Source organism: Streptococcus oralis, from assembly GCF_019929345.1.
Taxonomy (GTDB): Bacteria; Bacillota; Bacilli; order Lactobacillales; family Streptococcaceae; genus Streptococcus.
The window spans coordinates 57,298-70,459 of the sequence record NZ_JAHZPJ010000001.1 but is presented as its reverse complement, the minus strand read 5'-3'; the positions used below and the strand labels follow the sequence as shown (position 1 = coordinate 70,459).

Genomic DNA, 13,162 nt, shown 5'->3' with positions numbered 1-13,162 from the left:
GTATATGGAAGCTGTAATATTTGATTTAGACGGCTTATTAGCTGATACTGAGATCATTTCTCTAAAAGTTTATCAAGAATTACTTGAAGATTTTGGAATTCCTTTCACAGAAGAAACATATTCTAGAGAATACAGTGGACATAGGGAAGAGGAGAATGTTCAACGATTTTTGGATACCTATGATTTACCTTGGAACTTTGACCAAACCTTGGAAAAAGTTTATGAACTGGAAGCTCGAATATTAGCCAAAGGTGTAAATTTAAAAAAAGGTGCTAAAAATTTGCTTGCTTTTTTGCAAAGAGAAGGTATTCCAATCGCTCTAGCAACTTCAAGTGTTGAATCTAGAGCTAGAATGATTTTGGATAGTAATGGGATACTGTCCCTATTTGACCATCTAGTTTTTGCAAAAGATGTAAAGCGAAGCAAACCTTACCCTGATATATTTTTAAAGGTCTGCAGTGATTTGAATGTTTTACCAGAGAATTGCTTAGTATTAGAGGATAGTGAAGCAGGGATTGAAGCAGCGTATAGAGCTGGGATACCAGTTATTTGTATTCCAGACTTAAAAATGCCAGCACAGTCTTTCTTAAATAAAACAGAACAAGTTTTTCAGGATTTAGATGCTGTCAGAGACTATTTAGAAAGTAAGAAGGAGAATTAATGAGTCAGGGAGTTCTAGATGCATTTATCACGGAAGTCATTGCAGAAAGTGCTTTTGAGGAGATTGATCGAATCTACCTGACCAATCGTGTTTTGGCTCGAGTGGGCGAAGGTGTTTTGGAAGTTGAGACTGATCTGGATAAATTGATTGACCTCAAGGGCCAGCTGGTCGAGGAAGCGGTTCGATTAGAGACGATTGAGGATAGTCAGGCTGCGCGTGAAATCCTCGGTGCTGAATTGATGGATTTGGTGACACCTTGTCCAAGTCGGGTCAATCGTGACTTTTGGGCAACTTACGTCCAATCTCCCGAACAGGCGATAGGGGATTTTTACCAGCTCAGCCAGAAAAATGACTACATCAAACTCAAGGCCATTGCTAAGAATATCGCTTATCGCGTTCCGTCTGACTATGGAGAGCTTGAGATTACCATTAACCTCTCTAAACCTGAAAAGGATCCAAAGGAGATTGCGGCAGCTAAGTTGGTTCAAGCTAGCAATTACCCTCAGTGTCAGCTTTGTATAGAGAATGAGGGCTACCATGGTCGAGTTAACCACCCAGCTCGTAGCAACCACCGTATTATCCGTTTTGAAATAGCTGGTCAGGAGTGGGGCTTCCAGTATTCGCCCTATGCTTATTTTAATGAGCACTGTATCTTCTTAGATGGCCAGCATCGGCCCATGGCTATCAATCGTCAAAGCTTTGAGCGCCTGCTAGCTATCGTAGACCAGTTTCCAGGCTATTTTGCGGGCTCAAATGCCGACCTGCCGATTGTGGGAGGCTCTATTCTGACTCATGATCACTATCAAGGAGGCCGTCACGTATTTCCTATGGAATTGGCTCCTCTGCAAAAGACCTTCCGATTTACTGGTTTTGAACAGGTCAAGGCTGGGATTGTCAAGTGGCCAATGTCAGTGCTACGTTTGACCTCGGATTCTAAAGAGGATTTGATTAACTTGGCTGACAAGATTTTGCAGGAATGGCGTCAGTATTCAGACCCTGTAGTGCAAATTTTGGCAGAGACAGACGGGGCACCGCATCACACCATTACACCCATTGCCCGTAAACGCGATGGACAGTTTGAGTTGGACTTGGTCTTGCGGGACAATCAGACATCCCCAGAGCATCCTGATGGTATCTATCATCCCCACAAGGATGTTCAACATATCAAGAAGGAAAATATCGGCTTGATTGAGGTCATGGGCTTGGCTATCTTACCACCTCGTTTGAAAGCAGAAGTGGAGCAAGTTGCAAGCTATCTTGTAGGAGATGATGAAGCAGTTGCAGACTATCATCAGGAATGGGCAGACCAACTCAAAGTCCAACATCCAGACCTAACAGATAAAGAAAAAGCCCTTGAAATCGTCAAGGACTCTGTGGGTGCTATTTTTGCGCGCGTTCTGGAGGACGCAGGAGTTTACAAGCAGACGGAACAAGGACAGGCAGCCTTTATGCGCTTTGTAGAACAGGTCGGAATTTTGCCAGACTAGGAGCTTTCTCCTTGCACAGTCCTATAAAAAGTAGTATCATAGTGTCGTTTGAAATATCAGGAGGAAACGATGAAAGATTTTCATTTTGACGCTATATCTGCCTTTGAAAATTACGAAATAGAAAAAATGAGAGATGGTCATGTTGTGGTGACGACGAAAGTGGTGGACTCGTCGCTCAATTACTATGGCAATGCCCATGGTGGCTATCTCTTTACCCTCTGTGACCAGATCAGTGGATTGGTGGTCATCTCGCTGGGGCTTGATGGAGTGACGCTCCAATCCTCTATCAACTACCTCAAGGCAGGAAAACTCGACGATGTACTGACCATTAAAGGAGAATGTGTCCATCAAGGTCGCACAACCTGTGTCGTGGACGTGGATATTACCAATCAAGAAGGCAGAAATGTCTGCAAAGCAACCTTTACCATGTTTGTCACTGGCCAGCGGTCAGAAGAAAGACAGGTGAGGATATAGATAAACAAAAAAGAGGCTCGCACCTCTTTTTCTTATTTCTTTTTCCGGTTTAGGACGGCATTGAGGACAATGGAGAGAAGGCTGGCTACGACGATTCCGTTTGAGAAGAACATTTGGAAAGCTGTCGGCATGCTGACAAAGAGATTACTGTTATTGAGTCCGACACCTGCAGCGATGGAGACAGCTGCGATAAGGAAGTTGTGTTCATTGTTAGCAAAGTCAACGCGGGCAAGGATTTGCATCCCTTGAAGGGAAACAAAGCCAAACATCACCAGCATGGCCCCTCCAAGAACAGGGCTCGGAATGATTTGAGCTAGGGCTCCAAACTTAGGAAGGAGTCCAAGGAGAACTAGGAAACCAGCTGCGTAGTAGATTGGTAGGCGAGTCTTGATACCTGACAATTTAACCAAACCAACGTTTTGTGAAAATCCTGTGTAAGGGAAGGTGTTAAAGATTCCTCCGAGAAGGACAGCTAAACCTTCTGCGCGATAACCGTTGCGAAGGCGCGTGCTGTCGATTGGGTCATTGGTAATATCAGACAAGGCCAGGTAAACACCAGTCGACTCAACCATAGACACCGTTGCGATGATACACATCATGACAATAGAGGAGATTTCAAAGGTTGGCACCCCAAAGTAGAGGGGGGTTGGGACATGGACAAGCGGTGCTGCAGCCACAGGAGAAAAGTCAACCAAGCCCATGGTAGCAGCAATGGCAGTTCCAACAACCAACCCAATCAAAATGGAGATGGACTTGATAAATCCTTTGGTAAAGATGTTAATCAAGAGGATAATCAGAACAGTGATAGCTGCAAGCAAGAGACTTTGACCAGTTGGCTCTGGGACGTTATTTCCCATATTTCCAATAGCGACAGGAATCAAGGTCAATCCAATCGTGGTAATGACAGAGCCCGTTACGATAGATGGGAAGAGATTGGCAACTTTTGAGAAAATGCCTGAAATCAGAACTACATAAATCCCTGAAACGATAAGGGCACCAAACATAGCCCCGCTACCGTGGCTTTGCCCAATCATAATTAAAGGAGCGACGGATTGGAAGGCAACTCCGAGAACGACTGGTAGTCCAATTCCGAAGTATTTGTTGAGTTGGAGTTGAAGGAAGGTGGCCACCCCACACATGAAGATATCTGTGGAGATTAGGTAGGTCAACTGCTCAGCTGAATAGCCAAGAGCTGTCGCAATCATGATGGGAACCAGGATAGAACCTGAGTACATGGCTAGTAAGTGCTGCAAGCCAAGAACGGCTGCTTGCGAATGTTTTTCTTGTTTTTGCATTAGAGATCTGCCTCCTTAAATACGACCTGACCATTTTCGAAACGATCCAAGCGAGCCAGTGATAGGACTGGATACCCTGCTTTTTCAAGCAAATCACGACCGTCTTGGAAAGACTTTTCAATTACGATACCAATGGCTTCGATTTTTGCTCCAGCTTGTTCGATGATTTGGATCAAGCCTTTGGCAGCTTGGCCATTAGCAAGGAAATCATCGATAATCAAGACCTTGTCCTCTGGTGAGAGGAATTTTCCAGCGATAGAAACGGTGCTGGTCACCTGCTTGGTAAAGGAGTAGACTTGGGCAGTTAAGATACCTTCGTTCATGGTGATGTTTTTAGCTTTCTTGGCGAAAATCATAGGGACATCTAAGGATTCGGCAGTAAAAACGGCTGGGGCAATGCCTGAAGCTTCAATGGTTACGACCTTGGTAATGCCAGCAGAAGCGAATTTGTCCGCAAATACCTTACCAATTTCCCGCATCAAGCTAAAGTCAACTTGGTGGGTTAAAAAGGAATCCACCTTGAGGATGTTGTCCCCCAAGATATGCCCATCCTCGAGGATGCGCTCTTCTAATAATTTCATAAGACCTCCTAAAGTCTAAAAGATGCTTCATTTGCTTGTTTAGAGTTTCTAGCAAGAAATAGAAAAAGGACCTACTTAATCCCCTAAGTAAGTCCCCAAAATAGGTATGGCAAAAACCATACCTTCAGCTGACATACTCATTGTTAGGTGTTCCGGCACCTTGTAGAAACGTCGTGCCAATTCACGACATAAACAAGTAAAATGATATTCAATTTTAAATAGGCTGCTGCCAATGTTTTTATTTTACACCAATTAGCTTTATAAATCAAATATTTTGTTAGCAAATAGACCATAAAAGCGAACGAATAAAAGGCTGCAATGCTAGATAGTATTGTAGCCTTTTATTTTTCTATTCGCTAAATCTTAAAAAATAGCCATCTGGATCCAAGACTGCAAATTCGTGAGGATAGATGTAGTAATCCCCAACACGAAATGTTCTCTTAGTCAAAGGACGATAAATAGGATAGTTGGCCTCTATTACTTTTTGATAAAGTTGTGGGACATCCTTTATACCAAAGGATAGGTTGACACCACGCCCGAAAGGATAGGTTAGTTGGGCTAATTCTTCTGTGCTGCCTTCTTCTAGCATAAGTTGGCAGTCTTCAAGCGAGAGGAAGAGAAATTTCTCCTCTGGACGCTCGTATTCGACAGAAAATCCCAGCAAGTCGCAGTAGAAGTGGCGTGACTTTTCGAGGTCAGATACTACAAATTCAGGAATGACAGCTTGATAGTCCATTAGCTTTCTCCTTAGAGTTCAATTTCCAATACAATCGGCGTATGGTCTTGACGCGCACCCGAGTCAATCATGTCGGACTTGGTCACCTTGTCAGCGATGCGGTTACTTGTGAGCCAGTAGTCGATTCTCCAGCCTGTATTGTTGATTTTAGAAGTCTTACTGCGTTGCGCCCACCAAGTGTAACACTCTGGGACATCGCCGTGAATATGGCGGAAGGTGTCGGTAAATCCAGTTGCCAAGAGGTTGGTAAATCCAGCACGCTCCTCGTCTGTAAAACCAGGTGAACGGCGGTTGCTGGCAGGGTTTGCAAGGTCGATTTCCTTGTGAGCTACGTTGTAGTCTCCTGTCGCAAGGACTGGTTTTTCTTTGTCTAGTTTAGCCAAATACTCAGCATATTTGACATCCCAGACTTGGCGTTCTTCCAAGCGTTTGAGCCCATCACCAGCGTTTGGAGTGTAAACTTGCGTTACGAAAAATTCATCAAATTCTAGGGTAATGATGCGGCCTTCCAAATCCATGGTAGAAGGAGCCCCGATTTCTGGGAAGCTAATCGTTGGTGTGAGTTCTTTCTTATAGAGGAACATAGTTCCAGCGTAGCCTTTGCGAGCAGGTTCTTGAGAGGAACGCCAAGTGTTTTCATAACCTGGGAAGAGTTCTTCTAAAATTTCCAAGTGTTTTTTTGTAGGCCCTTTTGCAGAAAGCTTGGTTTCCTGGATAGCGATAATATCAGCATTTTCTGCTTGCAAGGTCCGAAGGACAGCCTGAGAGAGCTGAGCACGGGCAGAATCACTGGTCAAAGCAGCGTTGAGGGAATCAATATTCCATGAGATGAGTTTCATAAAGTTACCTTTTTCATTCAGATTATAGATTTTATTATACCAAAAAAAGGTCCATTTCCCCAACGTATGGCTTGAAAAATCACTCTCTTTCGTTTATAATTAAGAATGATTTTATGAAAGGGAGTGAAAATAAATGAAATTTTACTCATATGACTATGTACTTAGCCAAATCAGTCAGCAAAATGGCATCATGATTGGCTTTGGAATTGTTCTCCTAGCTATCACAGGATTTTTTGCTTTTAAAGCCTATCGAGATAAAAAGGGGACTAAGTTTCGGGAATTGGTCATGATTTTGGCCTTGACCTTGGTGGCCATGCTTTTGGTGACAATCTCAAAATACCAGACCAATCAAGCCTCTAACAACCAATTTCAAACCTCCCTTCATTTCATAGAGGTTGTTTCCAAAGACTTGGGAGTGGATAAATCAGAAGTTTATGTCAATACTTCTGCAGCCACTGATGGAGCGCTTGTCAAGGTAGGTCCAAATTTCTACCGCGCCATGAACGGGAGCCAACCAGACAAGTATCTTTTAGAGAAATTAGAATTGAATCAAACAGACGCTATTGAATTGGTGGAGGTAAACAAATGACACTCAATTATATGGAAATTTTAATCAAACTGGCCTTGGGGCTCTTCTCGCTTGTTTTTGTTATCAATGTGACAGGAAAGGGGAACCTAGCACCTAACTCTGCGACAGACCAAATTCAGAACTATGTTCTCGGTGGTATCATCGGTGGGGTGATTTACAATAGTTCTATCAGCATTCTCCAGTATGCAGTGATTTTGATGATGTGGACGATTTTGGTCTTGACCCTCAAGTGGCTCAATAACAATGTTCGTTTTGTCAAACGCTTGATTGATGGAAAACCAACTCTCCTTATCAAAAATGGGCAGATTGACCCAGAAGCCTGTCGTTCAGTTGGCTTGTCTGCATCGGATGTAGCCCTCAAACTTCGTAGCCAAGGAATTTTCCAGATGAAGCAAGTCAAACGAGCTGTGCAGGAGCAAAATGGCCAACTCATCGTGGTCCAAATGGGGGATGAAAATCCTAAGTATCCAGTTGTGACTGACGGTGTGATACAAGTCGATGTTTTGGAGTCGATTGGTCGTAACGAAGAATGGCTGCTTGATAACCTCAGCAAGCAAGGGCATGACAATGTAGCCAATATCTTTATCGCTGAGTATGACAAGGGTGCGGTCACAGTCGTAACCTATGAATAAGAAAAACCTGGGGTCTTGGCCTCAGGTTTCTATTTGCAATCAGAAAGGGATGTTATGTCCATTATTCAAAAACTTTGGTGGTTTTTCAAGTTAGAAAAACGCCGTTATTTAGTCGGGATTGTGGCTCTGGTCTTGGTTTCCGTCCTCAACCTCATTCCCCCAATGGTTATGGGGAGGGTCATTGATGCCATCACATCGGGGCAATTAACCCAGCAGGACCTCCTTCTTGCCCTATTTTACTTGCTTCTTGCAGCCTTTGGGATGTACTATCTGCGCTATGTTTGGCGTATGTATATCCTCGGTACTTCCTACCGTTTGGGACAGATTATGCGCTCTCGCTTATTTGAGCATTTCACAAAAATGTCTCCAGCCTTTTATCAAACCTATAGGACGGGGGACCTGATGGCACACGCAACCAACGATATCAATGCCTTAACGCGTCTGGCAGGGGGAGGGGTTATGTCAGCGGTTGATGCCTCAATCACAGCTTTAGTGACCTTGTTGACCATGCTCTTTAGCATTTCATGGCAGATGACCTTGGTTGCCATTCTTCCCCTGCCTTTCATGGCTTATGCGACCAGTCGTCTAGGGAGAAAGACCCACAAGGCCTTTGGCGAATCCCAAGCTGCCTTTTCCGAACTTAATAACAAGGTACAGGAGTCTGTATCAGGTATTAAAGTGACCAAGTCTTTCGGTTATCAGGCGGACGAGTTGAAGTCCTTTCAGGCAGTCAATGAATTGACCTTCCAGAAGAACCTGCAAACCATGAAATACGATAGTCTCTTTGACCCTATGGTTCTCTTATTTGTTGGTTCATCCTATGTGTTAACCCTCTTGGTCGGCTCCTTGATGGTTCAGGAGGGACAGATTACAGTTGGTAATCTAGTTACCTTTATCAGCTACTTGGATATGCTAGTTTGGCCTCTTATGGCTATCGGCTTCCTCTTTAACATCACTCAGCGAGGAAAGGTTTCTTACCAGCGGATTGAGGAACTCTTGTCTCAGGAATCACCTGTACAAGACCCCGAGATTCCTCTGGACGGTATTGAAAATGGGCGCTTGGAGTATGCCGTTGAAAGCTTTGCCTTTGAAGATGAGGAGACATTGACTGATATTCACTTCAGTTTGGAAAAAGGGCAAACCCTGGGCTTGGTCGGACAGACAGGTTCTGGGAAGACGTCCTTGATCAAACTGCTCCTACGTGAGTACGATGTGGACAAGGGAACCATTTACCTAAACGGACACGATATTCGCGACTACCGTCTGACAGACCTTCGCAGTCTCATGGGCTATGTCCCTCAGGACCAGTTCCTCTTTGCAACCTCTATCTTAGACAATATCCGCTTTGGCAATCCTAACTTGCCCCTTTCAATGGTTGAGGAAGCGACTAAGCTAGCCCAAGTTTATCAAGATATTGTAGCCATGCCTCAGGGATTTGATACCCTGATCGGTGAAAAGGGGGTCAGTCTTTCTGGTGGTCAAAAGCAGCGTCTGGCTATGAGTCGGGCAATGATTTTAGACCCTGATATCTTGATTTTAGATGATTCCTTGTCCGCCGTAGATGCCAAGACAGAGTATGCTATTATCGACAATCTTAAGGAAACGCGTAAGGACAAGACAACCATCATCACAGCCCATCGCCTCAGCGCAGTTGTCCATGCAGATCTGATCTTGGTTCTGCAAAATGGCCAAATTATCGAACGGGGCAGACACGAAGACTTGTTAGCCCTGGATGGCTGGTATGCCCAAACCTACCAGTCTCAGCAGTTAGAAATGAAAGGAGAAGAAGATGCAGAATAAGCAAGAACAATGGACTGTATTGAAGCGCTTGATGTCCTATCTCAAGCCTTATGGCCTCCTGACCTTTTTGGCACTTAGTTTTCTCCTAGCGACTACGGTCATTAAAAGCATCATTCCCCTTGTAGCTTCCCACTTTATCGACCAGTATCTCAGCAATCTCAACCAACTTGCCGTGACCGTTTTGCTAGTCTACTATGGTCTTTACATCCTACAAACTCTAGTTCAGTATGTTGGCAATCTTCTCTTTGCGCGCGTGTCTTACAGTATTGTCAGAGATATTCGTCGCGATGCCTTTGCTAATATGGAAAAACTAGGCATGTCTTATTTTGACAAGACTCCAGCTGGTTCGATCGTCTCTCGTTTGACCAATGATACCGAGACCATCAGCGATATGTTTTCAGGGATTTTGTCCAGTTTTATCTCAGCAGTATTTATCTTTCTGACAACCCTTTATACCATGTTGGTGTTGGATTTTCGTTTGACTGCTTTGGTCTTGCTCTTTCTCCCCTTGATTTTTCTTTTGGTCAATCTCTATCGGAAAAAATCGGTGAAAATCATCGAAAAAACCAGAAGTCTCTTATCGGATATCAATAGCAAGCTAGCAGAAAGTATCGAAGGAATCAGAATTATTCAAGCCTTTAATCAAGAGAAGCGCCTGCAGGCAGAATTTGATGAAATCAACCAAGAACACTTGGTCTATGCCAACCGATCTGTAGCCTTGGATGCTCTCTTTTTGAGACCTGCCATGAGTTTGCTAAAACTCCTAGGCTATGCAGTTTTGATGACCTATTTTGGCTACCGTGGGCTTTATCTGGGAATAACAGCAGGAACCATGTACGCCTTTATCCAGTATATCAACCGCCTCTTTGACCCTTGATTGAGGTGACGCAAAACTTTTCAACCCTTCAAACTTCTCTGGTTTCTGCAGGCCGTGTCTTTGCCTTAATCGATGAGAGGACCTATGAGCCTCTTCAAAAAGATGGGCAGGCTAAAGTCAAAGAAGGCAATATTCGTTTTGAACATGTGTGCTTCTCATATGATGGCAAACACCCGATTCTGGATGATATTTCCTTTTCAGTTAAGAAGGGTGAAACCATTGCCTTTGTAGGACATACAGGTTCGGGGAAATCTTCGATTATCAATGTCCTCATGCGTTTTTATGAATTTCAGTCAGGGCGAGTTCTCTTGGATGATGTGGATATCAGGGACTACAGCCAGGAAGAACTGAGAAAAAATATCGGTCTGGTCTTGCAAGATCCCTTCCTCTATCATGGGACCATCAAGTCCAACATCGCCATGTACCAAGAGATTAGTGATGAGCAAGTAAAGGACGCAGCTACCTTTGTCGATGCGGATTCCTTTATTCAGAACTTTCCGCTGGGCTATGATTCCCCTGTGTCTGAGCGTGGTTCGAGCTTTTCTACTGGACAGCGTCAGCTTCTTGCCTTTGCCAGAACAGTCGCAAGTCAGCCTAAAATCTTGATTTTGGATGAAGCGACAGCCAATATTGACTCTGAGACAGAAAGCTTGGTTCAGGATTCCCTAGCCAAGATGAGACAGGGGCGGACGACCATTGCCATCGCTCATCGCCTTTCTACCATTCAAGACGCCAACTGTATCTACGTTCTAGACAAGGGGCGCATTATCGAGAGTGGAACTCATGAGGAACTCTTGGCTCTGGGAGGAACTTATCACAAGATGTATCGTTTGCAGGCAGGTGCTCTTTCCTAAAGAAGAATTCCTCTAAATCACAGATTTCTTTCACCGCCTTTTCCATTTTGTGGTATAATGAAAAATGTTGATAAATAGTATACTAAAAACAAAGGAGAAACAGCATGCTGAAATGGGAAGACTTGCCCGTGAAAATGAAATCAAGCGAGGTTGAGTCTTACTACCAGCTTGTCTCTAAAAGGAAGGGTTCGCTGATTTTCAAGCGTTGCTTGGACTGGGTTTTGGCCTTGGTCTTGCTAATTTTGACTTCCCCAGTCTTTCTTATCTTGAGCATATGGATCAAGTTGGATAGCAAGGGTCCAGTGATTTATAAGCAAGAGCGCGTGACCCAGTACAACCGTCGGTTCAAGATTTGGAAGTTCCGTACCATGGTGACGGATGCGGATAAAAAAGGAAGTCTGGTGACTTCTGCTAACGATAGCCGCATTACCAAAGTTGGAAATTTCATCCGCCGTGTTCGTTTAGATGAACTACCTCAACTAGTCAATGTTCTTAAAGGCGAAATGTCCTTTGTCGGTACACGACCAGAAGTGCCACGTTACACAGAGCAATATAGTCCTGAAATGATGGCGACCTTGCTCTTACCCGCAGGGATTACCTCTCCAGCCAGCATCAACTACAAGGATGAGGACACTATCATCAGTCAAATGACCGAAAAAGGCCTGTCAGTTGACCAAGCCTATGTAGAGCATGTTCTTCCTGAAAAGATGCGCTATAACCTTGCTTATCTTCGAGAATTTAGTTTCCTTGGAGACATTAAAATCATGTTTCAAACCGTGTTTGAAGTGCTAAAATAAAGTAGTCATGAGAAAATGAGTACAGATAAAAGGAGCAAATCAATGCCAAATTACAATATTCCATTTTCACCACCTGATATTACAGAAGCTGAAATTGCTGAAGTAGCGGACACCCTTCGTTCTGGTTGGATCACAACAGGTCCTAAGACAAAAGAACTGGAGCGTCGCTTGTCTCAATACACACAGACGCCCAAGACTGTCTGCCTCAACTCTGCGACGGCCGCTCTTGAGTTGATTTTGCGTGTTTTGGAAGTGGGACCAGATGATGAAGTCATCGTTCCAGCTATGACTTACACAGCTTCATGTAGTGTCATCACACACGTAGGAGCAACCCCTGTCATGGTGGATATCCAAGCCGATACGTTTGAGATGAATTATGACCTGCTGGAGCAAGCCATCACTGAAAAGACTAAGGTGATTATTCCGGTTGAGCTTGCAGGGATTGTTTGCGACTACGACCGTTTGTTCCAAGTTGTGGAGAAAAAACGGGACCTCTTTACTGCTTCAAGCAAGTGGCAAAAAGCCTTTAACCGTATCGTGATTGTTTCTGATAGTGCCCATGCTTTGGGATCAACTTACAAGGGGCAACCAGCTGGTTCTATCGCTGACTTTACTTCCTTCTCATTCCACGCCGTTAAAAACTTTACAACGGCTGAGGGTGGAAGTGCCACCTGGAAAGCCAATCCAGCGATTGATGACGAAGAAATGTACAAGGAATTCCAAATCCTTTCCCTTCATGGTCAAACCAAAGATGCCCTTGCCAAGATGCAGCTGGGATCATGGGAATACGACATCGTAACCCCTGCCTACAAGTGCAACATGACGGATATCATGGCTTCCCTTGGTCTAGTACAATTGGATCGTTACCCTGCTTTGCTACAACGTCGTAAGGAAATCGTAGACCGTTATGATCGTGGTTTTGCTGGTTCTCGCATCCATCCATTAGCACACAAGACTGATACTGTCGAATCTTGTCGTCACCTCTACATCACACATGTTGAAGGAGCAAGCCTAGAAGAACGCAATCTCATCATCCAAGAATTGGCTAAAGCAGGAATTGCAAGTAACGTCCACTACAAACCGCTTCCGCTCTTGACAGCCTATAAGAATCTTGGTTTTGATATGTCGAACTATCCTAAGGCCTATGCCTTCTTTGAAAATGAAATTACGCTCCCTCTTCACACGAAATTAAGCGATGATGAAGTAGACTATATCGTTAAGACTTTGGTGAGAATTTCCGAAGAAATACTCGGTTCTGGAAAAAAATCATAAAAAAATCTTGACAAAGATAGAACAATGACATATAATATTTTCAATAAATCAGAAAAGTAGTTATTTTTGATCTTCAGGGAGCCTGTGGTGATTGTGAACAGGTGGTTGGAAGTAGTGAAAGTGGGCTGATTTAAAAAATGAATTTGAAACAATAAAAATTCGGTGCGCACACCTTACAGTGCAACTTGTTGTTAGACAAGGCAGAGATGTAAAGGAGAATAATCCCTTTATAATTGAGGTGGCACCGCGTTACCAACGCCCTCACACG

12 protein-coding genes, 1 pseudogene, 1 riboswitch and 1 other annotated feature are annotated in these 13,162 nt (G+C 44.0%); of the genes and pseudogenes, 9 read left to right on the top strand and 4 right to left on the bottom strand.

Annotated features, from left to right (window positions below; translation table 11 throughout):
• The first annotated feature begins 4 nt into the window (after positions 1-4).
• The 3 genes from K1I97_RS00370 (at position 5) to K1I97_RS00360 (ending at position 2,622) form a co-directional block, all read left to right on the top strand.
• Entirely contained in the window at positions 5-661 is a 657-nt protein-coding gene (locus K1I97_RS00370; RefSeq protein ID WP_223331113.1) for an HAD family hydrolase, read from the top strand.
• Positions 661-2,148, top strand: coding sequence for a UDP-glucose--hexose-1-phosphate uridylyltransferase (locus tag K1I97_RS00365; protein ID WP_223331114.1), 1,488 nt, complete (start codon positions 661-663; stop codon positions 2,146-2,148). The genes K1I97_RS00370 and K1I97_RS00365 overlap by 1 nt, the downstream gene beginning before the upstream one ends.
• 69 nt (positions 2,149-2,217) lie before the next feature.
• A complete protein-coding gene (locus K1I97_RS00360; RefSeq protein WP_000651199.1) occupies positions 2,218-2,622 on the top strand; it encodes a PaaI family thioesterase in 405 nt (134 codons plus the stop codon).
• A 32-nt stretch (positions 2,623-2,654) separates the two neighbouring features.
• Here K1I97_RS00360 and K1I97_RS00355 read toward each other — a convergent pair whose 3' ends face one another.
• The 4 genes from K1I97_RS00355 to K1I97_RS00340 all read right to left on the bottom strand — a co-directional run bounded on the left by K1I97_RS00355 (position 2,655) and on the right by K1I97_RS00340 (position 6,073).
• Positions 2,655-3,917, bottom strand: coding sequence for a nucleobase:cation symporter-2 family protein (locus K1I97_RS00355; protein ID WP_223331115.1), 1,263 nt, complete (start codon positions 3,915-3,917; stop codon positions 2,655-2,657).
• Positions 3,917-4,498, bottom strand: coding sequence for a xanthine phosphoribosyltransferase (locus K1I97_RS00350; protein ID WP_223331116.1), 582 nt, complete (start codon positions 4,496-4,498; stop codon positions 3,917-3,919). Before K1I97_RS00350 ends, K1I97_RS00355 begins: the two co-directional genes overlap by 1 nt.
• A 120-nt stretch (positions 4,499-4,618) precedes the next feature.
• Positions 4,619-4,714, bottom strand: a riboswitch (purine riboswitch).
• A 133-nt stretch (positions 4,715-4,847) separates the two neighbouring features.
• On the bottom strand, positions 4,848-5,234 hold the full coding sequence (locus K1I97_RS00345; protein WP_223331117.1) for a bleomycin resistance protein: 387 nt from the start codon (positions 5,232-5,234) through the stop codon (positions 4,848-4,850).
• 11 nt (positions 5,235-5,245) lie between these two features.
• Positions 5,246-6,073 (bottom strand): exodeoxyribonuclease III, encoded by an 828-nt coding sequence (locus K1I97_RS00340; RefSeq protein WP_223331118.1) that lies wholly within the window; start codon positions 6,071-6,073, stop codon positions 5,246-5,248.
• Between the two features lie 133 nt (positions 6,074-6,206).
• Between K1I97_RS00340 and K1I97_RS00335 the strand changes: the two genes are divergently transcribed.
• From K1I97_RS00335 to K1I97_RS00310, 6 genes and pseudogenes are all read left to right on the top strand, one after another.
• A complete protein-coding gene (locus tag K1I97_RS00335) occupies positions 6,207-6,662 on the top strand; it encodes a DUF3290 family protein (protein WP_000675332.1) in 456 nt (151 codons plus the stop codon).
• Complete coding sequence (locus K1I97_RS00330; protein ID WP_000174455.1) at positions 6,659-7,294, top strand: DUF421 domain-containing protein; 636 nt, start codon at positions 6,659-6,661, stop codon at positions 7,292-7,294. The genes K1I97_RS00335 and K1I97_RS00330 overlap by 4 nt, the downstream gene beginning before the upstream one ends.
• A 54-nt stretch (positions 7,295-7,348) precedes the next feature.
• The gene (locus tag K1I97_RS00325) at positions 7,349-9,094 is read left to right on the top strand and encodes an ABC transporter ATP-binding protein (RefSeq protein WP_223331119.1); all 1,746 of its coding nucleotides are present in this window, start codon (positions 7,349-7,351) and stop codon (positions 9,092-9,094) included.
• A pseudogene (locus tag K1I97_RS00320) lies at positions 9,084-10,825 on the top strand (ABC transporter ATP-binding protein). The gene K1I97_RS00325 and the pseudogene K1I97_RS00320 overlap by 11 nt, the downstream one beginning before the upstream one ends.
• 104 nt (positions 10,826-10,929) lie before the next feature.
• Complete coding sequence (locus K1I97_RS00315) at positions 10,930-11,622, top strand: sugar transferase (protein WP_223331120.1); 693 nt, start codon at positions 10,930-10,932, stop codon at positions 11,620-11,622.
• Between the two features lie 42 nt (positions 11,623-11,664).
• Positions 11,665-12,894, top strand: coding sequence for a DegT/DnrJ/EryC1/StrS family aminotransferase (locus tag K1I97_RS00310; RefSeq protein WP_223331121.1), 1,230 nt, complete (start codon positions 11,665-11,667; stop codon positions 12,892-12,894).
• A gap of 34 nt (positions 12,895-12,928) precedes the next feature.
• Positions 12,929-13,160, top strand: a binding site (T-box leader).
• The last annotated feature ends 2 nt before the right edge of the window (positions 13,161-13,162 follow it).

Coding starts and splice junctions, on each gene's coding strand:
- K1I97_RS00335 (WP_000675332.1), top strand. CDS start 6,207: ATGAAATTTTACTCATATGACTATGTACTTAGCCAAATCAGTCAGCAA.
- K1I97_RS00330 (WP_000174455.1), top strand. CDS start 6,659: ATGACACTCAATTATATGGAAATTTTAATCAAACTGGCCTTGGGGCTC.
- K1I97_RS00345 (WP_223331117.1), bottom strand. CDS start 5,234: ATGGACTATCAAGCTGTCATTCCTGAATTTGTAGTATCTGACCTCGAA.
- K1I97_RS00310 (WP_223331121.1), top strand. CDS start 11,665: ATGCCAAATTACAATATTCCATTTTCACCACCTGATATTACAGAAGCT.
- K1I97_RS00370 (WP_223331113.1), top strand. CDS start 5: ATGGAAGCTGTAATATTTGATTTAGACGGCTTATTAGCTGATACTGAG.
- K1I97_RS00360 (WP_000651199.1), top strand. CDS start 2,218: ATGAAAGATTTTCATTTTGACGCTATATCTGCCTTTGAAAATTACGAA.
- K1I97_RS00340 (WP_223331118.1), bottom strand. CDS start 6,073: ATGAAACTCATCTCATGGAATATTGATTCCCTCAACGCTGCTTTGACC.
- K1I97_RS00315 (WP_223331120.1), top strand. CDS start 10,930: ATGCTGAAATGGGAAGACTTGCCCGTGAAAATGAAATCAAGCGAGGTT.
- K1I97_RS00350 (WP_223331116.1), bottom strand. CDS start 4,498: ATGAAATTATTAGAAGAGCGCATCCTCGAGGATGGGCATATCTTGGGG.
- K1I97_RS00355 (WP_223331115.1), bottom strand. CDS start 3,917: ATGCAAAAACAAGAAAAACATTCGCAAGCAGCCGTTCTTGGCTTGCAG.
- K1I97_RS00365 (WP_223331114.1), top strand. CDS start 661: ATGAGTCAGGGAGTTCTAGATGCATTTATCACGGAAGTCATTGCAGAA.
- K1I97_RS00325 (WP_223331119.1), top strand. CDS start 7,349: ATGTCCATTATTCAAAAACTTTGGTGGTTTTTCAAGTTAGAAAAACGC.